Source organism: Sphingomonas faeni (genome assembly GCF_040407505.1).
GTDB lineage: Bacteria > Pseudomonadota > Alphaproteobacteria > Sphingomonadales > Sphingomonadaceae > Sphingomonas > Sphingomonas faeni_E.
Map to the genome: position 1 here is coordinate 1,152,260 of NZ_JAPZPQ010000001.1, position 25,194 is coordinate 1,177,453.

At 64.9% G+C, this 25,194-nt stretch carries 16 protein-coding genes; 9 read left to right on the forward strand and 7 right to left on the reverse strand.

Annotated features, from left to right (window positions below; genetic code table 11):
• The first annotated feature begins 46 nt into the window (after positions 1–46).
• From O6X71_RS05225 to O6X71_RS05265, 9 genes are all read left to right on the forward strand, one after another.
• Positions 47–619, forward strand: a complete 573-nt coding sequence (locus tag O6X71_RS05225) for a sigma-70 family RNA polymerase sigma factor (protein WP_136190876.1) — start codon at positions 47–49, stop codon at positions 617–619.
• The gene (locus O6X71_RS05230; RefSeq protein ID WP_353464787.1) at positions 592–1,533 is read left to right on the forward strand and encodes a FecR family protein; all 942 of its coding nucleotides are present in this window, start codon (positions 592–594) and stop codon (positions 1,531–1,533) included. Before O6X71_RS05225 ends, O6X71_RS05230 begins: the two co-directional genes overlap by 28 nt.
• A 55-nt stretch (positions 1,534–1,588) precedes the next feature.
• Positions 1,589–4,327 (forward strand): TonB-dependent receptor, encoded by a 2,739-nt coding sequence (locus tag O6X71_RS05235; RefSeq protein ID WP_353464788.1) that lies wholly within the window; start codon positions 1,589–1,591, stop codon positions 4,325–4,327.
• A gap of 98 nt (positions 4,328–4,425) precedes the next feature.
• A complete protein-coding gene (locus O6X71_RS05240) occupies positions 4,426–5,961 on the forward strand; it encodes an alkaline phosphatase D family protein (protein ID WP_353464789.1) in 1,536 nt (511 codons plus the stop codon).
• Between the two features lie 87 nt (positions 5,962–6,048).
• On the forward strand, positions 6,049–8,646 hold the full coding sequence (locus tag O6X71_RS05245) for a TonB-dependent receptor (protein ID WP_353464790.1): 2,598 nt from the start codon (positions 6,049–6,051) through the stop codon (positions 8,644–8,646).
• Positions 8,646–9,464, forward strand: a complete 819-nt coding sequence (locus tag O6X71_RS05250; RefSeq protein WP_353464791.1) for a hypothetical protein — start codon at positions 8,646–8,648, stop codon at positions 9,462–9,464. Before O6X71_RS05245 ends, O6X71_RS05250 begins: the two co-directional genes overlap by 1 nt.
• A 593-nt stretch (positions 9,465–10,057) precedes the next feature.
• Complete coding sequence (locus tag O6X71_RS05255; protein ID WP_353465071.1) at positions 10,058–11,524, forward strand: FAD/NAD(P)-binding protein; 1,467 nt, start codon at positions 10,058–10,060, stop codon at positions 11,522–11,524.
• Positions 11,521–12,453, forward strand: coding sequence for an AEC family transporter (locus O6X71_RS05260; RefSeq protein ID WP_353464792.1), 933 nt, complete (start codon positions 11,521–11,523; stop codon positions 12,451–12,453). The genes O6X71_RS05255 and O6X71_RS05260 overlap by 4 nt, the downstream gene beginning before the upstream one ends.
• Positions 12,454–12,857: 404 nt before the next feature.
• Complete coding sequence (locus O6X71_RS05265; protein ID WP_353465072.1) at positions 12,858–14,471, forward strand: family 43 glycosylhydrolase; 1,614 nt, start codon at positions 12,858–12,860, stop codon at positions 14,469–14,471.
• A gap of 16 nt (positions 14,472–14,487) precedes the next feature.
• Here O6X71_RS05265 and O6X71_RS05270 read toward each other — a convergent pair whose 3' ends face one another.
• From O6X71_RS05270 to uxaC, 7 genes are all read right to left on the reverse strand, one after another.
• Entirely contained in the window at positions 14,488–15,480 is a 993-nt protein-coding gene (locus O6X71_RS05270; RefSeq protein WP_353464793.1) for an alpha/beta hydrolase, read from the reverse strand.
• 79 nt (positions 15,481–15,559) lie between these two features.
• Complete coding sequence (locus O6X71_RS05275; RefSeq protein WP_353464794.1) at positions 15,560–18,562, reverse strand: TonB-dependent receptor; 3,003 nt, start codon at positions 18,560–18,562, stop codon at positions 15,560–15,562.
• 666 nt (positions 18,563–19,228) lie between these two features.
• Positions 19,229–20,788 (reverse strand): carboxylesterase/lipase family protein, encoded by a 1,560-nt coding sequence (locus tag O6X71_RS05280; RefSeq protein WP_353464795.1) that lies wholly within the window; start codon positions 20,786–20,788, stop codon positions 19,229–19,231.
• Entirely contained in the window at positions 20,775–21,782 is a 1,008-nt protein-coding gene (locus tag O6X71_RS05285) for a sugar kinase (RefSeq protein ID WP_353464796.1), read from the reverse strand. Before O6X71_RS05285 ends, O6X71_RS05280 begins: the two co-directional genes overlap by 14 nt.
• A 142-nt stretch (positions 21,783–21,924) precedes the next feature.
• Positions 21,925–22,695 (reverse strand): 2-dehydro-3-deoxy-D-gluconate 5-dehydrogenase KduD, encoded by a 771-nt coding sequence (gene kduD / locus O6X71_RS05290; RefSeq protein WP_353464797.1) that lies wholly within the window; start codon positions 22,693–22,695, stop codon positions 21,925–21,927.
• A gap of 130 nt (positions 22,696–22,825) precedes the next feature.
• A complete protein-coding gene (gene kduI / locus O6X71_RS05295) occupies positions 22,826–23,668 on the reverse strand; it encodes a 5-dehydro-4-deoxy-D-glucuronate isomerase (RefSeq protein WP_353464798.1) in 843 nt (280 codons plus the stop codon).
• 12 nt (positions 23,669–23,680) lie between these two features.
• Positions 23,681–25,123: a glucuronate isomerase gene (uxaC, locus tag O6X71_RS05300; protein WP_353464799.1), complete on the reverse strand. Its 1,443-nt coding sequence runs from the start codon at positions 25,121–25,123 to the stop codon at positions 23,681–23,683.
• Positions 25,124–25,194 lie beyond the last annotated feature (71 nt).

The window sequence follows — 25,194 nt, forward strand, 5'->3', positions numbered from 1 at the left end:
TCAAACTGTCACGCGCGGTTGGTAAGCAGGCCGTAAGGGGGGCGATTTGGCCTGGCTTCGTGACATAGACCGATGGTTGGTTGACGCGGTGCTCCCCGGCGCCCTGCGCTACCACGCTTTGGCAGCTCGACTTGTGGGTGCTGCCGACGCCGAGGATCTGGTTCAGGAGGCTTACGCAAAGCTGCTATGCGCTTCTGATTGGCGTTCTATCGTGAACCCGATCGGGTTCACGATGCGTGTCGTGCACAATCTGGCGCTCGATCGGCTACGCCGCGCGCGCATCGTCCGAATCGAACAGATCGCCGCTGCAGACCTGATGGAAATCCGCTATGACGGTCCGGACCCGCTGGCCGTGCTGTCCGGGAAGACGGAACTCGAAGCTCTGGTTGCGGCGGTGGATCGCCTGCCCTCGCAATGTCGCAAGGTCGTTAGAATGCGAAAATTCGATGGTCTTGCTCCGCAAACGATAGCGGACGTGCTCGGCCTGTCCGTCTCTACGGTAGAGAAGCATCTCGCCAAGGGCCTTGCCATGCTCGTGGCCGGGCGAACCGCCGACTTGGCGGCTCCGTACCAGGAAGATAAGGTCAGTCCATGGAAGGGACGCAAACGCCAAGTCTGACCGAGCAGGCCGCGGCCTGGCTCGTGGCGCTGGATGGCGGCAAGGCGGACCTACCGGCGTTCGAGGCCTGGCGTGACGGCGACCCGCGCAACGCCGCGACCTTTGCGCAGGTAGCGGCGGTTTGGACCAATCTGTCGGATGCGCGGTCGCTGGCGTCGACCAGCCCACCAGTCCCCGCGACGCAGCCGGCACGGCGCATGTCGCGTCGCCGAGTCCTGCAGGCCGCGTCGGTGATGGGCATGGTTAGCGTTGGCCTGACCGGAACGCGACTCTGGGCGCGATCGTCAGCAACGACAGCGGTCGGCGAACGGCGGACGATCCTGTTGCGCGGAGGAACGCGGCTGGATCTGAACACCGACACCACGGTGGAATGGATCGACGATGCCGACAACGCTCGAGTCTGGCTGAACCGCGGCGAGATCGCACTCGATATCGCGCACGGAGCCGTGGCACTGGCAACAGACAGCGTGAAGGCGAACCTGACACCCGGGCGATACAACGCGCGCGTCCAGGGGCCGAATAGCATTTTGCTGGTCCTGGCAGGCGCTCTGAACACGCCGGGATCCAGCCGGGTCGGTGCGGGGCAGCAACTGATCGTCGGCGCAGACAGGGCGATGGTTACGGCCGAGGTCGGAGGCAATGAGCGCGATCGTACCGCCGGCTGGCGACGTGGCGAGATCGTGCTGTCGGGCGAGCCACTGGACGCAATCCTCACCGACTATAATCGCTACCTGACCCGCAAACTCGCGATCGGCGACCCCCACCTTAAGGCGATCCGGATCGGCGGCCGCTTCACCTCGAACAATCCTGATGATTTCCTGGCAGCGCTGCACGCGTCGTTCGGGATCACGGTGCGTCAGCAAGGGGGCCTGACGGTCCTCTATTCGCAACCGCACAAAATAGTTCCTGCCTGACTGGCGGTTTCTCGAGCCTCCCCCGTCAGCAGGGTACAGGCCACGGGGGATCGACATGCGGAACTTGATGATGGCGGGCGCAAGCCTGGCGGCGTGCGTCGCGCAGTCTGCGTCAGCGCAGGACGCAGGGGAGAAGAGTTTCGACATTCCTGCACAGGATGCAACGCAAGCATTGAACAGCTGGAGCAAACAGGCGGGGATCCAGCTGTTGTTTCCGTATGCCGGACTGCAAGGTCGCCGCACCATCGCGCTACGCGGGCGCTACATGCCGCGCGCCGCCCTACTGCGGCTGCTGGACGGCCTGCCGTTGCAGATCGCGACTGAGAGCCCATCGACGATCGCACTGCGGACGCCCGCCGCCACCAGCAAGACGATCACGCGAAGCCCTGAGGCGGCCACCAAGCAGCCGCTGGAGGAGATTGTCGTCACTGGGACGAACACCCGGCTGAAGCAATTTCGCGCGCCTTACTCGATCAGCACGATGCGTCGCGAGGACATCGATCAACAGAGCCCGCTCAGCACCGCCGACCTTATCGGTTCGCTGCCCGGCTTCTACGCCGAGGCGACCTCGGGCGAAGTCTCCGCGACGGTGTACACCCGCGGCCTGCCGCTCGGAGGCTACCGCTTCGTCCAGTTGCTTGAGGACGGCCTGCCGATCTTCAACGAGAACCAGGAGGGCACGATCCTGCCCGACGTGTTCGTCCGCGACGACCTTATGACCGAGCGCGTCGAGGCGGTCCGGCTCGGCACATCGCCGATCCTGTACAACAACGCACCGGGTGGCGTGATCAACTTCATCACCCGCAAGGGCACCGACCACTTCAAGGGCGCCATCCGGCTGACCGCGCAAGACAACGACGCGCAGCGGATCGATGCCTATGTCAGCGGCCCGATTGCCGACAAACTGACGTTTGCGACCGGAGGGTTTTACCGGATCGGCGACGGCCTGCGGAAGACCGGCTTCACCGCCGACAAAGGCGGACAGCTGCGCGCCAACGTCACCTATCGCGACGATCGCGGCGAGCTGACGGTCTATGCGAAATACCAGAACGATCGGAACATCTTCTACCTGCCGATCCCGCTTAACGATCCGCGCGATCCCAGCAGCAGCCTGAAGGACCTGATCGACCCGTTGCGCGGGACGCTGGCGTCGACCAACGTCCAGTTTCCCCGGCTGCGGATGGTCGACGGTACGCCAACCGGCACGACGATGACGCGCGACCTGTCCGACGGCCGCCACCCGGACGTCATCACTGCGGGGGCCGACGCCACCGTGACGCTCGGCGGTTTCACGTTCCGCAACCTGTTCCGCGTCACCCACGGCACGCTGAGCGGGGACTCTCTGTTCTCGACCACCGCGGTGCAGGACGCGACGACCTATCGCAACGCCGCGCTGACCCGCGCGCGCGCCGCGTTCGGCACCAGCGTCGCCGGCATCCGCTATGCCTATGCCGACAGCGCCACGCCCGGGCAGCAGAGCTTCGACCCTGCGACGACCCGCAACCTCGTCGTCCAGGCGCAGTATCAAACCGCCGATACCAAGTTCAACAACGTGTTCGACAGCCTGTCTGCAAGGCGTTCGTTCGAGACCTGGTTCGGGTCGCACGAGGTCTCGATCGGCGGCTATTTCTCGCGCTACCATCTTGACCAGACGCAGTACGCCGCGGACATGCTGTTCGAGGTGCGCAACCGTCCGCGCCTGCTCGACCTGGTCGCGGTCGACGCCGCCGGCAATACGGTGGGCATGGTCACCGATCACGGGGTCGTCCGCTACGGCGCATCGACGTTCGTCGGTGGCGGCGTCGACAGTACCGCACTCGCCTTCTACGTCGCCGACACCTGGCGCCTCGGCAAGCTGCAGATCGATGGCGGCTTTCGCCACCAGTCCACCCGGCAGTCCGGCTATGGCATCAACACCGTCACGCAGAATCTCGGCACGCGCGAGACGCTTGCGGACGATGCGGTGATCGGCTCGGCGGGAACGCGCACCAACCGCCGGGAACGGTTCGCCGGCAACTCCTACACGATCGGCGGCCTGTACGATTTCGCCGACACTTTCGTGATGTTCGCCCGCTACACCCGCGGCCTCCTGACCCCCGCCTTGTCGAACATCACCCGCGGTACGGTCGTCACCAACAGCTATGTCGACCAGAAGGAGATCGGCGCGCGCTATCGTAACAGATTCCTGTCGGCGAGCGTGACCGCGTTCACCAACAGCTTCGACAATCTGTCGGTCACGACGGCGGTCGTCGATCCGAAAACCAATCTGGTCCGCAGCTTCGTCCTAGTCGGCAAGAGCGATACGCCGGGGTTCGAGGGCGAACTGACGCTGAACCCCACCTCGTTCTTCTCGCTCACGGGCAACCTGACCTACCAGGAACCCAAGCAGGTGAACCTGCGCGAACAGGGCAGCACGCAGCCGTTCGCGTTCAAGGTCGGGCGCAACGTTGCGCGGATCCCCAAGCTGATCTTCAACGTGACCCCGGCGGTGAACTTCGACGTCGCGGGCAGCGCGACGCGGCTTTACCTCAACGCTGCGCATGTCGGCCGACGCTTCGTCGATGCCGCCAACACCACCCTGCTGCCCGCCTATACCGAGTTGCAGGCCGGGCTGATCGTCGATCGTGGCCCGGTCCGCGCTCAGCTCAACGTCTCCAACCTGACCAACGCGTTTGGGCTGTCGGAGGGCAATCCGCGGCAGGACACGCTGACCGGTCAGGGCACGCCGGAGGCGATCTACGGCCGACCGCTGTTCGGCCGGCTGGTCAAACTGAGCCTGCAATACAGCCTGTAGCCCACCGCGACCGTCATCACGGTGTCGCCCATCCACGACATGCAACGGCAGACCGGCAGCGATACGCGCCGGTTCCTGTCCAAAGGGAGTGAAGTCTGATGCTCACCCGGCGTTCGATAATCGGCGCGGCCGCGGCCGCCCCTGCCCTACTCGGCTTCGGACGCGCGAATGCGCTGACATCGGAGCGGCTGTTCAGCTTCGGCGTCGCGTCGGGTGATCCGACACCCGACGGCGTGGTGCTGTGGACCCGTCTCGCCACGCGGTCGCTCGCCGGCGACGGTGGCATGGGCACTGCCCGTGTGCCGGTGCGGTGGGAAATCTATGACGACGACGGAGCGCGCCACCTCGTACGCGCGGGCGATGCAGTCGCCGAACCCGCATGGGGGCATTCGGTGCATGTCGAGGTGAACGGGCTGCACCCGGGCCGCCCCTATTGGTACCGTTTCATCGCCGGGGGCGAAGCGAGCGCGATCGGGCGGACGCGCACCGCCCCTGCCCGCCACGCGCTGCCCGAGCGGCTGCGCTTCTGTTTCGGGTCGTGCCAGAAATACGAGGACGCACAGTTCGGCGCCTGGGCCAACACCGTCGCCGAAGATCCCGATCTGATCGTCTTCCTCGGCGATTACATCTACGAAGAAGACCCTTCGATCGGCACGCCGCGGGTCCACCTCAATCCCGCGCCGGTCGATCTCGACGGCTACCGCGTGCGCTACGCGACCTATCGGCTCGATCCGCTGTTGCAGGCGGCACACGCGGTCGCGCCATGGATCGTGACGTGGGACGATCACGAGGTCATCAACGACTATGCCGACCTGGCGGACCAGCATAACAACGATCCCGCGATCATGGCGCGGCGGCGGGCAGCGGCGTACCAGGCCTATTACGAGTTCATGCCGCTGCGCGCCTATTCGCGTCCGCACGGTCCCGACATGCGGCTGTACCGAACGCTCGACTGGGGCCGGCTGGCGCAGTTCCAGGTGCTCGACGACCGGCAATACCGCTCGCCACGCGGCTGCCAGTCGCATGTGCGCGGCGAGATGTCGGTGTCGGTCGTCAAGGATTGCCCAGACCTCCACGATTCGAAGGCGACGATCCTCGGCATGCCGCAGGAGAAATGGCTGCTGGATACCCTGTCGGCGACCAAGGCGCGCTGGAATATCCTTACGCAACAGACCCAAATCACGCCCTATCCGCGCCGCGATCCGGCGCATCCGGATGGTCCTGCCGACATGCAGACGGTCGATACCTGGCAGGGCTATCAGGCCTCGCGTGACCGTATTTTCGCGCGATGGCAGGACGCCAATGTGTCGAACCCGCTCGTAATCGGCGGCGACATCCACGCCTTCGTCGCCAGCGACATCAGCTACCGCGGCAAGGCGCTGGCGCCCTGCTTTGTGGGCGGGTCGATCGCCACGCAGGCGGGGGACAAGCTGCTGGTGCAGAACACCGCCGACCTGCCGGCCTACCGTTTCGCGCGCAACGACGTCCGCGGTTATGGCCGCATCGACGTCACGCCTACCCAGTGCGACGTCGCGTTCCGCGCACTCCGCGACCCGCTCGATGCGCGGACCGAGGCGTACGACCTGACCAGATACGTCGTCGAAAACCGCAGGCCGAAGATGCAGGCGGCCTGAACCCGGCGCGCCACCGCGGCGACGCCTTACTCATCACCGACATCTTACCGGCAGCCGAATGCGCGCGCCGTTCCAAAGGGAACCATCATGAATCGCCTCCGTACCGCCATATCGCTGACCGCGTTGCTGCTCGCGCTCACAATCGCCACGACGCTGCAGGCGCAGACCGTGCCGACGACCGAAGACGCCCCCGAAGCCGAGATCGTCGTCACCGGCCAGCGCGCCAGTCAGGCCCGCGCGCTGGCCGCCAAGCGCGATGCGATCGGCGTGATCGACGTCGCCGCCGCGGACGATATCGGCCGCCTGCCCGACCGCAACGTCGCCGAGGTGATCGAGCATCTGCCCGGCGTCGGCGTTACCTACGACCAGGGCGAAGGGCGTTACGCCTCGGTCCGCGGCGTGCCCTCGACGCTCAACGGCTACACACTGAACGGGCTCGAGATCGGCAACCCCGACGGCACAACGCGTGCCCTGCCGCTCGACATCGTCTCGGGCCAGTTGGTCAACCGCGTCGAGGTCGCCAAGGTCAAGACCGCGGACATGGACGGCCAGGGCATCGGCGGCACCATCAACCTGGTCACCGAGACCGCATTCGACTTCAAGGAACCCTTCGCGCTCGCCGCCACCGCGAAGGCCGGGTATCAGGAGCTCAACGGCAAGGTCCCGTACCAGGCCGACGCCAGCATCGCGAAACGCTTCGGCGCCAACGAACAGTTCGGGGTCGTGCTCGGCGGCAGCTATTCGAAGCGCGATTTCGCCAGCGACGGCTTCTACCCCGACGACTGGCGCCCGGTGGTGGGCGCGGCGCGTGGCGGCGTCCCGACCAACATCAAGTACACCGAATACAACCTCACGCGCACGCGCATCGGCGGCGCCGGCTCGCTCGACTGGCACCCAAGCGACCACCAGAGCCTCTACGTCCGCGGGGTTTATTCGAAGTTCATCGAGGACGAGGTCCGCGGCCGCTACCGCCTCGATTTCACCAGCACGCCGTTCACGTTCGATGCCAACGGACTGACCGGCTCCGCACCGGGCACGCCCAGCTCGCAGACCGGCGTGGCGGGCACCGGCACCGAACGGCGGCAGGACCTGCGGCTCGATTACAAGGTGAAGACGATCGCGACCGCGATGGTCGGCGGCTCGACAGAGGTCGAAAGGCTGAAGCTCGACTATGCCGGCTCGCGCAGCCGCAACACCGTGCTCGACCGCTTCAGCACCTGGCAGTTCCGCTGCAACCCCGGCCCGGTCAGGTTCGACTTCACCGACACGATCTACACCGCCGCGCCGATCACCGAATGCACCGCCAACCAGTTGCAGTTCCGCCAGTACAACCAGCAGACGCAGCGCGGCGTCGAGAAGATCTGGCAGGGCAAGCTCGACGCGACCTATGACCTCGGTGGCGAGAGCTTCTTCAAGGTCGGCGCGAAATACCGCACCTCCGACCGCGACTTCGACCAGAGCAACCCGGTCTATGATCGCGGCGCCAATGCCGCCACCCGCTTCACGCTCGGCCAATACAACCTCCAGGGCGGGTCGGTCACCGTGCATCCCGACAACACCGATACCGACAAGGGCTATGTGAACACCCCGCTGATCGATCCCGCGGCGATCAAGGCGTTCACCGCCGCGCAGCTCGCCGGCAATCTGTTCGTGCTGAACCGCGCGACCTCGCCGACCAACGACACGATCGCCGACTTCCAGCTGAAGGAAGACGTCGGCTCGGGCTATGCGATGGCCAATCTGGCGTTCGGCGCGATCACCGTCACGCCCGGGCTGCGTTTCGAACATACCCGACTGAACGTCACCGGCTATCAGTTGCAGAACACCGCGACCGTCGTGCCGCTGACCCGCAAGACCGATTACAACGACTGGCTACCGTCGCTGATCGTGCGGGTCAGGCCGAACGAAGAAACCGTCCTGCGCGCCTCTTATTCGCGCAGCCTCGGCCGTCCCGAGTATAATTCGCTTTCCCCGGGCGGCTCGATCGACACGGGCAACGGTATCGTCGCGCTCGGCAACCCCGACCTCAAACCGTATCGCGCGGACAATTTTGACGTCTCGGGCGAATGGTATTTCGCACGCGGCGGGCTGTTTAGCGTCGGTGCGTTCGCCAAACTGATCAAGAACCCGATTTTCACGCAGACCACCACGCTGACCAACACGGTCTACAACGGCGTCAATTACGCGACGCTGGCGATCGCGCAGCCGTTCAACGCCGACAAGGGCGACATCGTCGGTATCGAGGCGCAGTTCCAGCAGCAGTTCACGTTCCTGCCGGGGGCGCTGTCCGGGTTGGGCGTCCAACTGACGGGAACGCTCACGAATTCGACCCTGCGGCTGCCGACCGGCCGCACTTCGACCTTCCCGAGCCAGTCGGAGTATCTCTACGGTGCCGAACTGTTCTACCAGCGCGGGCCGGTCGAGGCGTCGGTCGCCTATCACAATACCGGCCACGCGCTGCTCGCGGTCGGTGCGCTCGACTATCAGGACCAGTCGAACGACGACCTCAAGCGGCTCGATGCCAAGGCAAGCCTGGCGCTCCTTGAGAACGTCACGCTGTTTGCGGAGGCACAGAACCTGACCGACGCGCCGACCCGCCAGTATCAGGGCAACCGCAAGGACTGGATCATCCAGAACGAACGCTATGGCCGGACCTTCTACGGCGGCGTATCGGTGAAGTTCTGATGCGCAGCGCGTTCGCCCTCATCTCGACCGCGCTGCTGGCTACGGCGGGTAGCGCACAGGACACCGTGCCGACGCTCGCCCCAGCAACCGTGGTGTCGCGCTTCGCCGCCGAGGAAGCTCGGCAGGGTGTCGCCGTCGACGCACGATACTTCTACCCGATGAGCAACAACCGCATCGGCAAATACGACAAGAAGACCGGCAAGCGGGTCGCCCAATGGGAGGGACCGCGCGCGCTCTATCCGCACATGAACTCGTGCGTGGTCGACGGGGGCAATCTGGTCTGCGCCGCGTCCAACTATCCCGCGGTGCCGATGTCCAGTGCGGTTGAAATATTCGACACACGGACACTGCGCCACCTCCGCAGCGTCAGCCTGCCGCCGATGCCGGGATCGCTGACCTGGATCGAACGGCATGGCGACGCCTGGTTCGCAGGCTATGCCAATTATCCCGAAGCGCGCGGCGGCGAGCCGGGTCACGATCATCGCTGGACGCTGCTGGTCCGCTTCGACGCGCAGTTCCGCAGCACCGGATCCTGGCATTTCCCGGAAAGCGTGCTGGCACGCTTCGCGCCGATGAGTTGCTCGGGCGGATCATGGGGGGACGATGGCTTGCTCTACGTCACGGGACATGACCGCCCCGAACTCTACGCACTGCGCCTCCCGGAAGCCGGCAGCGTCTTGGAACATGTCGCGACGATCTCGTTGCCCACAGGCGGCCAGGCGATCGCTTGGGATCGCTCGACACCGCGAATGCTATGGTCCCTCGACCGCCAGACTAAGAACGTGGTGGCGAGCCGGATTGCGATGATCACACCGTAGGCCATTAGCCGAGGAGGCCCCATTTGCAGACGTTCGGAACTCACTTTCGGCTGCCCGACTTCCGCCATTCATTCATCTAGGCCATTGGCCGCTCCCGGTGACCAAATCCGTTTCTTCGAGAAATGAGGGAGGCGCGGCCGATAACAGGGGCCGTAGGACGAGAGTCAAACCCCCGCAGCGCCCTCGGTTTGCGCCCCTCGGGCCAGCCGATTGTCTTGGGATGGTTTACCACGGACGCAGTCGCATAAGGCTCTACCTGTGCTTTCAAGCCCACCACCACCGGTGCTTCTGTGCGACGGCACCGCTTGCGAGGCTTAAGACGCCGGCGGCAGCAAGGATCGTTTCATAATGTCTCCCGGATTATGATCGGGAGTGTAACCCCTGACAATCATGGATATCCGTGAGACGAGCAGCCGCGGCAATTCATTTGGATTCGAGCGATCAGCCTTGGCGCAACGTCTGACGGCCGCCGAACCGCACGAAGAACAAAATGACGAAAGTTTCACGTTCGCCGTGGCACGAAAGAGCGTCCGCGCGTTATGGCCGTTCCTCAGCGAACGGATATCATGCCGAAAACATTGACAATTATCGGCATGGGCGCTTGTGGCGTCGCAGCATTCGCCGAAGCGGTAACTCGGTTATGCTATGATCCGGGTGACGGGTGGTTCATCCATCTTGTCGAACGTGATGACGAACTCGCGCGCGGTTTGGCGTTCGGGACGAAGCAAGCGGGACACCTACTGAACACGGAATCCCGTCTCATGGGACTGTACGACCGCGAGCCGGGTCATTTCCGAACCTGGCTGGCGGCTCGGCGCGCAGCATCGGGCATGCCGCTCGATCCCGCTGGCGTGGAATACCCGCAACGCCGCGAATACCGCGTCTACATGCAAGAGGTTCTCGACCGTGCGCTCGATCGGGCGCGGACCGCCGGGATCGATGTCCACGTCCACCGCGAGGAAGCTATCGCCATCGAGGGCGATCATGCCGCGGCGACGGTTCGGCTCGCCAACGGGTCGACGATCGCGACGGACGTCGTCCTTCTGACGATCGGCACGCCCGATCCGGATCGGTTCGGCAATTTGAACAAAACGCCCGGCTACTTCGACTCGCCCTATCCCGCCCACCGCATAACCGAGGGGATCGAGCGGGATCAGTCCGTAGTTATCCTCGGCAGCGGCCTGAGTGCCATCGACGCAGTGATGACACTGCTCGACGATGGACATCGCGGCAACATCCACCTCATATCGAAGGAGGGGATGTTGCCGCGCGTCGAAATTCCGGCGCCCGAGACAGGTTATGACCGTCAGCACCTTACGCTTGGAAACGTCCATCGGCTGATCCGTGAGCGGGGCAGCGCCTTCTCTGTCGTGGATCTGTTCCGCCTGTTCCGTCTGGAAGCAGAGACGGCTGCCGGACGCGCGATCGATTGGCCGGCAGAGAATCGCTATGACGGCGACGCCGAGGCTGCCTTGCTGCACGACATCGCCGCTGCGAAAGCCGGAGACGAACCGTTCCAGCGCATCCTGACCGCCGCCCGCCATGACTCGACGGCAATATGGAACCTGTTGCGCCCCGCCGACCAGAAGCGATTCGGGCGATGGTTGGCGCCGCATTTCGCCGCGGCGCGCTTCGTCACGCCGATGGTGAACGCACGACGCTTGGCGGATGCGATGACGCGCGGACTGCTCAGCGTACGCGGACGGATCGATGAGACCGTTGCCAACGAGACCGGTACCGGCTTCACGGTCCGGTTCGAGAATGGCGACACGCTCGATACGCCGGTCGTCGTCAACGCCACGGGCCAGGCCACCACGCTCGACGAGATGAAGGAGACGCTGATCAAGGACCTGCTCGCGAAGGACTGGCTGCAAGCGCATCCGGTCGGCGGGGCCATCGCGCACCGGGCGACGTGTCGGATCATATCCGCCACGCGCGACGCACCTCGGTTGTACGCGCTCGGCCAATTGCTGAACGGCGAGTTGCGCGACACCAATGCTGTCTGGTTCAACGTCGAATGCGCCGGTCGAGCGGTCGACGATATCCTGCGCCAACAATGAGCGCTCTCGGTAATATCGCGGCGGCGCTGCTGCCACTCTACGGCGTGATCCTGCTGGCATGGGCCGTCGGCCGCCGCGTGCCCTGGGCAGCGAAGCTGTGTTCAAAAATTCTCGTCTTCGGCCTCATCCCCTTGCTGGTCGTCGACAAGGTGCTCGGTGCGGAAACACGACAGCTGCTGGTGATCCCGCCGCTAATGTTCGTCGTCTCCGCCCTGATGAGCATCCCCGCGTACCGGTTGGCAAAGCGGCTCGGCGACGACTTCGACCCCAAACTGCTGTCGGCGTCCTTCTCGTTCTTCAACGTCGCGTTCTTCGGCGTGCCGGTCAGCCAGGCGTTGTTCGGTGAGATTGGTGTATCGACGGTGATCTGCGCGTATATCGGCAGCGCCCTGTACGGCAACACGATCGGGTATTTCCTCATCGCCCGTACCAAGGAGGGCACGCGAACGGCCGCGACCAAGGCGTTGCGGGTGCCGCTCGTCTATGTCGTCATCGGCTCCTTCATCGCGAGATGGAGCGGCGTGACGATGCCTGAAGCGGCAGCGCCTATCGTCTCGATCGCCAGCACTTTGGTGTCGGTGCTCGGGATGGTGGTGATCGGCCTCAACCTCGCTGAAACCGGCCGTGACGATTGGCGGCCTAAGCTGATGACGCGCATCCTCGCGGTCAGGCAGGTCGCCGCCCTAATATTACTCGGCGCAGCGCTCGCACTCGAAGCGGCATTTGTCGGCGTACTAAGTCCACGCGACCGCGTGATTGTCGGACTTGTCGCCCTGTTCCCGATCGCCAGCAACGTGACCCTGTTCGCGACACTTCTCGACACAAACCGCAAAGAGGCAGCCATCCTTGTCGCGATGTCGAGCGCCGTATCCCTCGTCCTTGTTCTTCTGGTCGTGGGGCTCTTCCACTCGGCCATGCCAGCGAGTTAGTCACGGTTCCACTGTGCTGATCTCGCTTCTGGCAAACGCCGCTACGCCCAATGCGGGCTTTCGCAACGGCAGATAAATAAGCCATCATGACCGAACGAAGGTCGCCCACTTCGCCTACGGCGAACGAAGAATACTCATCGCCGATCGCATGGTCGAGATTACCGACACAGCTAGTCGAGGCGATCAACCTCACCGATCAGGTCAACGACCAGCACATCGACGAGATCACCTGCCTGAACGTTCTGACGCATAGCGGCCGTCAGTTCACGGCGGGAGTACAGTTCTCGTTCGGATGGTTCGGCGGAGAACCGATCGGTATTGCGATCATCGACCTCGGGCGCATCATGCTGGTACGACGGGCACGACATCCCGGTCACGACGTCAGATCAGAGCAGGACATGCGCATGACCTATAATCGCCGCGAAACCTTTGGACTGGCACTGGCGGGTGGTGCGGTTGCGCTCGTTCCGCCGACGCCCGCGGTTGCGGAGCCTGCTAAGCCGGAGGCATGCATACAACGGTTCGACGACGATTGGCGGCAAGGCTTCGAAGGGCAGCGCGTCGCCGATCTTGGCGACGCTCGTTTCCTCAATCCGTTGATCGCCGGGGACCATCCCGATCCCGCCATCCTGAAAGATGGCGCGGATTATTACATGACCTTTTCCAGCTTCGATTCCTATCCGGGGCTGACGATCTGGCACAGCCGCGACCTGGTGAACTGGCAACCGCGCAAGGCCGCGCTGACGAAGAACATCGGTTCGGTCTGGGCGGTCAGTCTCGAGAAACACGACGGCCGGTACCTCCTGTATATCCCGGTCAAGGCCAAGCCGAACGCGATCCACGTCATCTGGGCCGATCATATCGACGGCCCCTGGTCCGACCCGATAGACCTCGGGCTACCCGACCATATCGATCCCTGCCACGCGGTCGGCGAGGACGGATCGCGCTGGCTGTTCCTGTCCGGCGGCGACCGGATCCGGCTCGCCGCCGATGGCTTGTCGACGGTCGGCAAGGTCGAGCATGTCTATGATCCGTGGCGCTATCCTGACACTTGGGACGTCGAGGGCTTCAGTCCCGAGGGGCCGAAGATCGTCCGCCACGGCGGCTGGTTCTACATGATCACCGCGGTCGGCGGCACCGCCGGGCCACCGACCGGGCACATGGTGATCGTCGCCCGTTCGCGCTCGATTCACGGCCCTTGGACCAATGATCCCGCCAACCCCGTGGTGCGGACTGTCAGCACCGACGAGAAATGGTGGTCGCGCGGTCATGCCAGCCTTGTCGAGGCGCCCGACGGCAGCTGGTGGTCGATCTATCACGGTTTCGAGAACGGCTATTGGACGCTCGGCCGGCAGGCGCTGCTCGATCCGATCCGCTGGACCGCCGATGGCTGGTTCGCGATGACCGGTGGAGATCTGTCGAAGCCCTTAGCCAAGCCAAAGGGCGGCGCGGCCCTGCCCCACGGCCAACCGCTTTCCGACGACTTCCGCACCCTGCAAATGGGCAGCAAATGGAATTTCTTTCGTCCGGGTCCCACCGAACGCGACCGGGCACGGGTCGAAGGCGGTGCGTTGATCCTGAAGGCCAGCGGCACCGCACCGGTCGATTCGTCGCCGCTGATGTTGATCGCCGGCGACCAGGCCTATCGGTTCGAATGCGATATCGAGATCGAGGCTGGCGGCACCGCAGGGCTCGTCCTGTTCTACGACGACAAGCTGTACTGCGGTCTAGGCTTCGACGAACACCGGTTCGTCACGCATCAATATGGCGCCGAGCGCGGGCGTCCGGTGAATCCGCACGGGCGCCGCATGCGGATCCGGATCACGAATACGCGTCACATCGTTGCGATCCATACCAGCGGCGATGCGGGCAAGACCTGGCACCGCTTCGATCGCGGCATGGAGGTCTCAGGCTATCACCACAATGTCCGCGGCGGGTTCCTGATGCTGCGCCCCGGCCTGTATTCGGCCGGTAGCGGAGCGGCACGCTTTCGCGACTTCAGGTACGAGGCGCTCTGACCCCGACGCGTACGGCTCACCCAAGGCCTTGCGCGCGCGCCCATTCCTCGAACAGCGTCGGCCATGACGCCGCTGGCTTGCCGGCCGCTTTGCTCAGGCCGAAACCATGTCCCCCGGTCGCGAACAGATGCGTTTCCACCGCCACGCCGGCCTTTATCGCCGCCGCCCGGAACGCCAGCGTATTGTCGACGGCGACGCTCCGATCGTCTTCGGCGTGGACGAGGAAGCAGGGTGGCGTCGCCGGCGTCAGGTTAGAGACCGTCGAATGCGCGCGCTCCAAGGCCGGTGTCGGCGAAGCTCCGAGTAACAGCGCGCGCGATCCGGGATGGGCAAGCGGCAAGGCCATCGATTGGACAGCGTACATCAGCGCCGCCGCATCAGGCCGTGCGCTGCCTTGGTCGGCGGTATCGATCGGCGAGTAGGTTGGCTGCGCGAACCTCGTCGCCAGGTCTCCGCAGACATGGCCGCCGGCTGAGAACCCCATCGCGGCGATCCGGTCTGGCTTGATCCCGTACAGCCCCGCCCCTGCGCGGATCAGCCGCATCGCGCGTTGCGCATCGGACAACGCAACGTCCGGCCCGGCCGCCCAGCCATCACCGGGCAACCGATAGAACAGCACGAACACCGTCCAGCCACGATCCGCCAGCCGGCGTGCGATCTCATACCCCTCACGGTCGACGACGATCCGGACATAGCCGCCGCCCGGCATCACCAGCACCGCCGATCCGTTCGGCTTGGCGGGCCGGAACACGACCATGCGCGGACGGGCGATACCGGGGACGGCGCGATCGGCAGCCGCGGTACCGGTTGCCCGGTTCTCGACGATCTCGACCGGCAAGTTCTGCGGCGCACCCGGCGCTCCGGCTGGCCAGAGATCGATCGTTTCGGTCGGGTCGGTCGATCTCGGCTCCCGGCCACCGACCTGCGCGGGCGGCGGAGTCTGCGCATCGACGCCGGCCGACAGACCGACGGCCAGCGTCCCAAGGATTGCACTCCGACGATCGATCATACGCTTCGGCCCATCAAAAAAAATGGGCGCACTCCGTGAGGAATGCGCCCGAGGAGAGGAGAGACTATGCCCGGCGCGACTACATCTTGAAGCGCGCGCCGACGAGGAAGGTGCGGCCGAAGTGATTATTCTCGTAGTTCCGGTTCGCATCGAGATCGGTGTAGCGGGTACGATAATTATCGGTAAGGTTGGTCCCCTCGAGCGACACCTCGATCGCGGGAGTCAGCTTGTAGCGCATCGATGCATCGACGTTGGTCGTCGCGCCATAACCCTCGAACAGATTGCCCGTCGCCGATGCGCCGTCGATATACGGGCTGCGATAGCTGATCGATCCACGCGCGCTGAACTTCGCGTCCTCATAATACAGCGTGCCGTTATACGCGCGCTTCGACAAGCCGTAGAGCGTCGCCGAGCGGGTCGTGTTCGGCAGCGCGCCGAGCGTGCCTGCTGGGGTAACGATCGTGGTCGCCGGACCACCTTGCGAATAACCGGCGTTGGAGTCGACGAAGGTCGCATTAGCCAGCGCGCCGAAGTTCCGCAGGAAGCCGGGCAGGAAGCGGAACGTCGTCTGGAGCGAGATTTCCGCGCCCTTCAACGACGCGCCCGTGCCGTTGATCGGCGAGGTGATCTGCCACAACTGGCCTTCCGGAGCGCCGGCGGCCGGCGAGCTCGCCGGGATCACCGACAGCGGCAGACCGGTCGACGCGAACGTCCCGCTCCGCGTTGCCGAGACCGGGAAGCTTTCGACGTTCTTCTTGAACAGCGCGACTGAGAAGATCGACTGCGGCGCGAAATACCACTCCGCCGAGATGTCGAACGCGGTTGCGCGGAACGGATCAAGCTGCGGGTTGCCGAAGGTCACGCGGTAGTTGAATCCGTCGACCGACCCGCCCGGCGTCAGGCTGCCGAGGCTCGGCCGCGTCAGTACCTTGGCGATCGCACCGCGAACAATGACGTTCTCCGTCGGGAACAGCGCAACGTTGATCGCAGGCAACCAATCATCATAGCTGCGACCGACCGTGGCGGGTGTGTTGACGGTCACGCCGCCGACGACCGCGGACGAAAGTCCTGTCGAGCGTTGCTTGGTGCGGACGTAGCGAATGCCGGCATTGGCGGCGTACCGCAGACCGAGGATGTCGCCCTTGACGTCGAACTCGGTAAAGCCGCCGGTGACCTGCTCGGAGACGCTGCGGGTATCGCCAACCAGCACGGTCGCCGGACGGTTATACAACCCAGTATAGGCCGCCGACGCGTCGATGTTCGGGATGAGGAAGCTGGTCGTCGTCCCCGAGGGCTGGCCCGCCTTGCCGAGGTTGAAGATCTCGCCGAGGTTGCCGGCGGGGAAGCCGTAGACCGCGGTCGGCCCGAACAACGTGTTCGGCGAACAGGTCAGTGTTCCCAGCACGACGTCCTTGCCGCCGGCGTTGGGGCAGACGACCGCGTCGCGCGAGAAGCCCTGCGTGTCGAAGGTGAACTTGCGGTACAGCCCGCCCGCCTTGATCTGGAACCCCTCGGCGACGTCCCATTCGGTCCGCAACTGCGCGGTGCGAAACTTGTTGACCGTTTCCGATGGCCGATCGCGAATTTCGGCAAGCTGGAAGTTCGCCGGATCGGTGACGCTGGTGCCGAAGGTCAGCTTCGGGCTCTTCATGTCGGTATAGTCATAGCTATACCCCTGCGCGTCTCGGTCATCGAACACGAAGGTCGTCTCGACCGGGATCGTGGCGTCGGACTTCGAGATGCCGCCCATCAACGTGAAGCGCAGCTTGTCGGTCACGTCCTGATCCCAGCTACCGCCGAGCTGGTAGAATTCGGTCTGCGACTTACGCAGGTAGTGCTCGGTCCGCACCCAGGCGTCGTTGAGGGTCGCCTTGATCAAGTTGTTGTTCGAATCGATCGTGTAGTTGCTGATGTCGATCGACCGCTCGTTCGAGCGCAGCAGGACTTCGCCCCATTTCTCCTCGCGGGTTTCCTTGAACCGCGAATACAACCCGTCGATCGAGATCTTGGTCGCCTCGCTCGGCGACCATTGCACGCTGCCGGTGATGCCCAGCCGTTCGCGCTCGTGCCGGACCGAGCCGTAGCGCGGGATGCGCGGGTGGAAGGCGAGCGCAGCCGTGGTGCACGCGGTGCTAGGGACATAGACGCCGCCCCGGTTCTGCGTTGTGTAGCAGCGGGTGCCGTCGACCGAGTCGAACGGCCCCTGTGCCCAGCGCACCGTGTTGTTGCCCAGTTCGAAGTTGTTGGTCTTCGAATACGCCGCCGACGCTGCGACGCCGAAGCTGCCGTCGGCCGACTTCCAAGACAGCAGCCCGGCGAGGCGCGGCCCGGTATTCTTGCTCAAATCGTTGTAGCTGGCCTGCGCCGAGCCAACCGCGGTGAAGCCGATCTTGCCGCCGAGCGGGTTGCCCGTGTTCAGGTCAACCACGGCGCCGAGTGATCCTTCGTCGAGCGACGCCTCGGCCGTCTTGTGAACGACGATCGAGTTGAACAGCTCGGACGCGAACACGTTAAAGTCGAACGCGCGGTCGCGGTTCGAACTGGCGCCATCGGTCGAGGTGGCGACCGTCTCCATGCCGTTGACGCGGACGCGCGTGAACTGTGCACCTAGGCCACGCACCGTGATTGCCCGTCCTTCGCCGGCGTCGCGCTGGATCGAGATACCCGGAATACGCTGCAGCGATTCGGCGAGGTTCTGGTCGGGGAACTTGGCGATGTCTTCGGCGACGATCGCATCGACCGCGGCGACCGACTGGCGCTTCACGTTGAGCGCGGCGTCGAGCGACTTGCGGAAACCCGTGACGATGATCTCGGCGGTCTCGCCGTCCGCCGCAACGGTCTCCGGCGCAGTCTGTGGCGCGGTGGTGGCGGCAGGATCCGAAGCGGTTCCCTGGGGAACGACCGCGGTCTGCACCGGCGATGGATCGACCTGAGCCGGCGTTCCCGGCGTTACGCTGTTAGGGATTTGCGCCGCCTGTGCCGACGCGATCGACGGCAGTGCGAGCGCGAGAACCAGACTGCCCGCGGATACGCCACCGAGCCAGTTCATCCGTCGAATCGCAACCGTTGCTTGATCTTTCATTGCATCCACTCCCCGTCCGGCGATCGCCGATGACACCGGTTGCGCGATCGACGACCCGCCGCCGCGCTTCCGACCCGATTATTTTGGAGAGTTGGACCCGTTATCTACCACGGTGGCACCCGATCCTCTCCAGAAAAGCCAGCTCTTGCTGGTCCTTCCACGGTCACTTACCTGCCTAGGTAACCGGTGTCAGAACAATGTCGCAGGATCTTTGGCGTGTCAACATGCCGTGTCGCACGTCACGCGAAGCGGGAGATGCATGGATGACATGGTACGATTTATCGCTTCCTACCTCGCGGTGATGCTCTCCGCGCCTGGACTGGCGCAGTAGCCGGCATCCGACCGATGGCCATCGGCGACGAGTTCGATACGATGCGCCGCGAACCGCTGCCGGACGGCGCGATCGGCTCGAGCACCGCCTATCGGTCAGCGACCCCGTCCCCGCCCGGACGATGGAGTTCCGCAAGCGCATCGTGCGTTCCGGCAGCGTGATCGGCCTTCACCGGATCACGCACGACGAGATGTATTTCAAAATTTAGGGAACGGGCGCGGTCTCGTCGGGCGCAGTGACGCAGCCGGTACAGACGGGGGTCGCTGCCTATCCGTCGGCATCCGCCAGACCGGCAGCGAACCGCTCGTACTGATCATCGCCTATCCGGTGCCACGCTAAGTCCCAGGTTGGATATACGGTACGCGGGCGAACAGTTCGCGCTCCCAGCGGCGCGGATCGTCCTCGACCCTGGACCGGGCATCAAAGATCATCGTCGATCGTTTGGCGCGATCGTACCGCGGCCATTTCGGTGCGCTCGCATGATTGGGATCGCCAGAGATCGCGAACGCGACGAAACTGTCCTGCATCGCCTTTGATGCGGCCTGTGCATCCGCCGCCGTGCCGGTCTGCGATCCGGCTGCACCGAGCGTGCCGAACACCAGCGGGATATCCATCGTGTGGAACGCGCCGCGCCGCGGATCCGTCCGCGAGGTGAAATCGACCTGATAGACCCAGGTCGGCCTCCCTGCATCGGCGCGCGCCTCGGCCTCGATCACCTGCCCGCGCCAGCTCCGCCCCGCCGTGGTCGCGCCGTAGAATATGTCGGTCGGCGACCAGTCCGGATAGCGCGCGCGGTACTGCGCCACGACCCATTCGGGCAGGATGTCGATCTTGAGTTCGGGTGCCATCCGGGCCGCGAGGTTGCTCCAGTCGAGCCCCCTCACCTTGGGCGAGTCCGGCCCGATGAACGCCCGCGTCTCGTCGCGCGTGTTGCCGAGCATCATCGGGATGCGATTGCCGAGCGGGTTGGCGTCCGGCCAGAACGGGTGCCGCGTCAGCCATGTCATGTCGAGCACCGGCCCGAAATACACGCTGCCACCCATGATCGGATCGGTCGCCGACAGCGCTTCGACGAGTTTCTCGACCGGCATGGCGAGCAACGGCGCGAGATCGGTCTCGACCACCCCCAGCTTCGCCAGATACGCTTTCGCGCGCGACGTCGCGTTGAGAGGTCCGGACGCCGTCACCTGCTGCCCGCTCATCGTCGCCGCCCGGTGGAACAGACCGGCGGCGGCGGGCATCCCCATCATCGTCGCGATCTTCGCGCCGCCGCCGGACTGGCCGAACACCATGACGCGGGAGGGATCGCCCCCGAACGCCGCGATGTTGTCGCGGACCCATTTCAGCGCGAGGATCAGGTCGAGCTGTCCTGCATTGCCGCTGTCGGGAAACCGTGGGTCGAGCCGCGCGAGATACAGATAGCCGAGCGCGTTGAGCCGGTGGTTCACCGTAACGACCACGACGTCGCCGCGCGACGCCAGCGCCTGCCCATCGTTCTGCGGATCGGTGACGCTGCCGTTCGAATACGCGCCACCGTGGATGTAGACCATCACCGGTTTCTTCGCGCGGAGGTCGGCGTCTGCGGTCCAGACGTTCAGGAACAGGCAGTCTTCGGACTGCGGACCGTAAGCGCCGGACTGCGGACAGACCGGTCCGAAATCGCGTGCCGGTCGCGTCTCGCCGGGCATCCCTACGGCGGTCGGCGCACGAAACCGTTCAGCGCGACCATAGCGAATGCCCTTGAAGGCCAAGACGTTTTGGTCGGCGGATCCCACGAAATTGCCGGCCGGTGCGCGAACCACGAGCGGAGACGCTGCGCGCACGCCAGACGCCAGGATCAGCGCAGCGCCTCCACCCAGCACCCCACGTCGCGTCCAGCCGTCAGCGACGGACATCGAGTCCACCCGCCAGATACGCATCGATATCGGCCTGTCGGAACAAGCTCGCGTCACCCGGCAGAGAATGCTTCAGGGCAGCAAGCGCGAGGCCAATCCGCGCGATGTCGCCAATGTCCTCGCCGGAGCGAAGACCGTGCAGCACGCCTGCTGCAAAGGCATCGCCGCCGCCGATCCGGTCGACGATCCCGGCCAGCACCACTTCGTCCGTCTGGACATGCGCCGACCGCGTGTCGATCCGTGCCGACAGCCGGTGGAGATCGACGTGCTCGACGTGCCGCGCGGTCGACGAGATCATCTGCAGCCGCGGGAACGCTTCGAACGCCGCTTCCGCCGCCTCGCGCCGCCGGTTCTCCGCATCCCCTGAGAAATCGCGGCCGAGCAGGAGGGCGATATCGCGGTGATTACCGAACATCAGGTCGGCATGCGCGACTAGGTCCGTCAGGATCGCACGCGGGTTCGAATCCCAGCGCTCCCACAGCTTGCCGCGCCAATTGCCGTCAAACGAGACGGGGATGCCGCGCCGGGTGGCTGCCTCGACGGCGGCAAGCGCGCTTTCCGCCGACACTGGCCCGAGCGCCGGGGTGATGCCGGAAAGGTGGAAGCGATCGACGCCTGCCAGCAGCGTGTCCCAGTCCCACGCGTTCGTCGGCGCCTCGGCGAACGAAGACCAGGCGCGATCGTAGATCACTTCCGTCGCTCGCAAGCCTGCCCCGGACGTGACAAAATACAGCCCCATCCGCTCACCACCGAACGCAATGGCCGACGTGTCGACGCCATGCCCCCGTAAAGTCGTGATCGCCGCGCGGCCAAGGTCGTTGTCCGGCACCATCGTCGCCATGCCGACGTCGTGACCGAGCCGCGCCAACTGCGTGACGACGTTCGCTTCGGCACCGGCAACCCAAACGTCGAGCTTGGGCGTCTGCAACAGCAACTCGCGCCCCGGTGGGGAAAACCGCAGCATGATCTCACCGAACGCCAGGAATTTGGTCATATTGTCCTCTCTAATTCCTCCCCGGCACGGGGAGGGGGACCGTCGCCTAAGGCGGGGGTGGAGGGGGTTTTCCACGACCGTTATGCACGTGGAAGCCCCCCTCCGTCAGCCGGTAGCTGCCACCTCCCCGTGCCGGGGAGGATTACCGTGCTAGCCAGCCGCCATCGACCGCCAGGATATGCCCCTGGACATACTTCGCCGCCGACGACGACAGGAACACCGCCGCGCCGCCGAGATCGGACGCCTCGCCCCATGCGCCTGCGGGAATGCGGTCCATGATCGATTTGTTGCGCGCCGCGTCGGCCTGCAACGCCGCGGTGTTGTTCGTCGCGATATAGCCGGGTGCGATCGCGTTGACGTTTATGCCCTTGCTCGCCCACTCGTTCGCCAGCAGCTTGGTAAGGCCGCCGATGCCTGACTTCGACGCGGTATAGCTCGGCACGCGGATGCCGCCCTGGAAGGTCAGCATCGAGGCGATGTTGACGATCTTGCCGCCACCGTTCGCGATCATGTGGCGACCGGCGGCCTGGCACAGGAAGAACACCGATTTGAGGTTGGTGTCGATCACCGAATCCCAGTCCGCTTCGGTGAAATCGACTGCATCAGCGCGGCGGATGATGCCGGCATTGTTGATCAGGATGTCGAGACCGCCGAGCTTGGCGACCGTCTCGTCGACGACGCGCTGGACCGGCTCGATCGTCGACAGGTCCGCCGACACGATCTCCGCTTTCCGCCCGAGAGCGCGGATCTGCGTGACGGTGTCTTCGGCAGGCGTACGACCGACGCAGGCGACATCAGCCCCGGCAGCAGCAAGCGCAACCGCGATGGCCTGGCCGATGCCGGTGTTCGCGCCGGTGACGATGGCGATCTTGCCGGTCAGGTCGAAGGGGCCAGATACGGGAGGAGTGGTCATGCTTGTCTCCTCCCCTCCCGTATACGGGAGGGGCCGGGGGTGGGCTCGCGCTTTCCTCACGCGGATCGATCGAGGTGAGCGCGTGCCCACCCCCTGCCCCCTCCCGCAAGCGGGAAGGGGAGAAAGTCGGTTACGCGAGCTGGCAGATATCCAGGACGTTCATGTCGGTATAATCCTGGTTCTCACCGGCCATCGCCCAGATGAACGCATAAGCCTTGGTGCCCGAGCCCATGTGGATCGACCAAGGTGGACTGATGACCGCTTCCTCGTTCGCCAACACGATGTGGCGGGTCGCCTCGCCCTCGCCCATGTAGTGGAACACGCGATCCTTCTCGAGATCGTCGAGTTCGAAGTAGAAATAGATCTCGCTGCGACGCTCATGAATATGCGGTGGCATCGTGTTCCACACCGAGCCGGGCTTCAGGACGGTAAGGCCCATGACGAGCTGCGCGCTGTCGCAGATGCCAGGGATGACCATCTGGTAGATCGTCCGCTCGTTCGAGTCCTCGAGGCTACCGCGTTCCAGCGTGGTCGCATCGCCGACCGAGATGACCCGCGTCGTGAACCCCTTGTGCGCGGGGCACGACGCCAGATAGAAGCGCGCGCCGTCGCCAGAGAACTGCACGTCCTTGGCGCCCATCGTCACGTACAGGCAATCCTTGTTGCCGAGCGTGAACGTCTCGCCATCGACCGTGACGGTACCGCCGACCTTGCCGACGTTGACGACCGCTAGCTCGCGACGCTCCAGGAACGGATGCCCCGCCGCCGACGCCGGCTCGGCCTGGTCGGGCAGCTTCACCGAGCCGCTCGCGACGGCAACGCCGCCGATCACGAAACGCTCGGCATGGGTGTAGTTGAGCACGCATTCACCGTCGCGGAACAGGTCCTGGATCAGGTACCGGTCGCGCAGTTCGTCGTTGGAGACGCACTCCATCATGTCGGGATGCGTGGCGTAGTAGGTGCGTTCGTACATGGTAAGCTCCGGTCAGGCCGCTTGCGCAGCGAAATGGGGTTCGTCGATACGGTAGGCGCGGCGGACGAGGCCGCTCGTCAACTCGTGGGCAAGGTCGGCCGCTTCCCAATCGGCAAGCCGGTGTTCCGCCACCAGCCGCGCAAGAAATCCGCAGTCGATCCGCCGTGCGACGTCGTGTCGCGCCGGGATCGAAAGGAACGCCCGCGTGTCGTCGTTGAAGCCGACCGTGTTGTAGAACCCGGCGGTCTCGGTCGTCATCTCGCGGAACCGGCGCATCCCCTCGGCACTGTCGTGGAACCACCAGGACGGCCCCAGCTTGAGGCACGGATAATGCCCCGCCAGCGGCGCCAGTTCGCGAGCATACGAACTCTCGTCGAGCGTGAAGAGGATGATCGACAGTCGCGTGCTGGTGCCGAACCGGTCGAGCAGCGGTTTCAGCGCGTGCACGTAATCGGTCCGCGTCGGGATATCGGCGCCCTTGTCGCGGCCATGGCTCGCGAACAGGCCCGCATTGTGGTTACGCGACGAGCCGGGGTGGATCTGCATCACCATGCCATCCTCGACCGACATCGCCGCCATCTCGGTCAGCATCTGCGCACGGAACAGTTCGGCGTCGGCCGGCGCCCAGTCGCCGCGCGTCACCTTTGCGAACAGCGCCTCCGCCTCGACGCTCGACAGGTTCGCGGTCGCCGCGGTCGGATGCCCGTGATCGGTCGCGGTGGCACCTGCCGCACGGAAGTCCGCCCGGCGCTTGCGATGCGCGGCGAGATAGCCCTTCCAGTCGTAAACATCCTCGCCAGTCAGCTCGGCAAAGCGAGTCATCGCTGGTTTGAACGCCTCATGCTCGACGTCGATCACGCCGTCCGGGCGATAAGTCGTGACGACGCGCCCGTTCCATCCCGACTGGCGGATGCGGCGATGCGCGGCGAGATCGTCATGCGCGCCCTCGGTGGTCGCGAGGAACTCGATTCCGAACCGATCGAACAATGTGCGAGGCCGAAACGCTTCGGACGCCAGCTTCTCGCCGATGCGGTCGAAATACCGGTCCGCAGTCGACGCCTCGAGCGCGACGTCGATCCCGAATACATCGGCGAACACATGATCGAGCCACAGACGCGACGGTGTTCCCCGGAATAGCGTGTAATGCTCGGCGAACAGCTTCCATGCCGCACGCGGATCGGTCGCGGGCGTGCCGCTCAGCCGCGGGATCGCCAGCGCATCGAGGTCGACGCCTTGGCTGTAAAGCATGCGGTAGAGATAATGATCAGGCGCGAGCAGCAGCGAAGTCGCGTCAGTCCAGTTGGCATTGTCCGCGAACCAGGTCGGATCGGTATGCCCATGCGGACTGACGATGGGCAACGCCGCCACCTCGGCGTACAACGCCCGCGCGATTGCCCGCGTCGCCGGTTCCGCCGGGAAAAGGCGGTCCGGATGCAGTTCCAGAGCCCTTGCCATCGTCCATCCTCCTTGCCGCTTCACGCGATCCTCGCCCAATCTGGTAACCGGTGTCAGTAAAACACGCAACC

Coding starts and splice junctions, on each gene's coding strand:
- O6X71_RS05230 (WP_353464787.1), top strand. CDS start 592: ATGGAAGGGACGCAAACGCCAAGTCTGACCGAGCAGGCCGCGGCCTGG.
- O6X71_RS05235 (WP_353464788.1), top strand. CDS start 1,589: ATGCGGAACTTGATGATGGCGGGCGCAAGCCTGGCGGCGTGCGTCGCG.
- O6X71_RS05240 (WP_353464789.1), top strand. CDS start 4,426: ATGCTCACCCGGCGTTCGATAATCGGCGCGGCCGCGGCCGCCCCTGCC.
- O6X71_RS05245 (WP_353464790.1), top strand. CDS start 6,049: ATGAATCGCCTCCGTACCGCCATATCGCTGACCGCGTTGCTGCTCGCG.
- O6X71_RS05250 (WP_353464791.1), top strand. CDS start 8,646: ATGCGCAGCGCGTTCGCCCTCATCTCGACCGCGCTGCTGGCTACGGCG.
- O6X71_RS05255 (WP_353465071.1), top strand. CDS start 10,058: ATGGGCGCTTGTGGCGTCGCAGCATTCGCCGAAGCGGTAACTCGGTTA.
- O6X71_RS05260 (WP_353464792.1), top strand. CDS start 11,521: ATGAGCGCTCTCGGTAATATCGCGGCGGCGCTGCTGCCACTCTACGGC.
- O6X71_RS05265 (WP_353465072.1), top strand. CDS start 12,858: ATGACCTATAATCGCCGCGAAACCTTTGGACTGGCACTGGCGGGTGGT.
- O6X71_RS05270 (WP_353464793.1), bottom strand. CDS start 15,480: ATGATCGATCGTCGGAGTGCAATCCTTGGGACGCTGGCCGTCGGTCTG.
- O6X71_RS05275 (WP_353464794.1), bottom strand. CDS start 18,562: ATGAAAGATCAAGCAACGGTTGCGATTCGACGGATGAACTGGCTCGGT.
- O6X71_RS05280 (WP_353464795.1), bottom strand. CDS start 20,788: ATGTCCGTCGCTGACGGCTGGACGCGACGTGGGGTGCTGGGTGGAGGC.
- O6X71_RS05285 (WP_353464796.1), bottom strand. CDS start 21,782: ATGACCAAATTCCTGGCGTTCGGTGAGATCATGCTGCGGTTTTCCCCA.
- kduD (WP_353464797.1), bottom strand. CDS start 22,695: ATGACCACTCCTCCCGTATCTGGCCCCTTCGACCTGACCGGCAAGATC.
- kduI (WP_353464798.1), bottom strand. CDS start 23,668: ATGTACGAACGCACCTACTACGCCACGCATCCCGACATGATGGAGTGC.
- uxaC (WP_353464799.1), bottom strand. CDS start 25,123: ATGGCAAGGGCTCTGGAACTGCATCCGGACCGCCTTTTCCCGGCGGAA.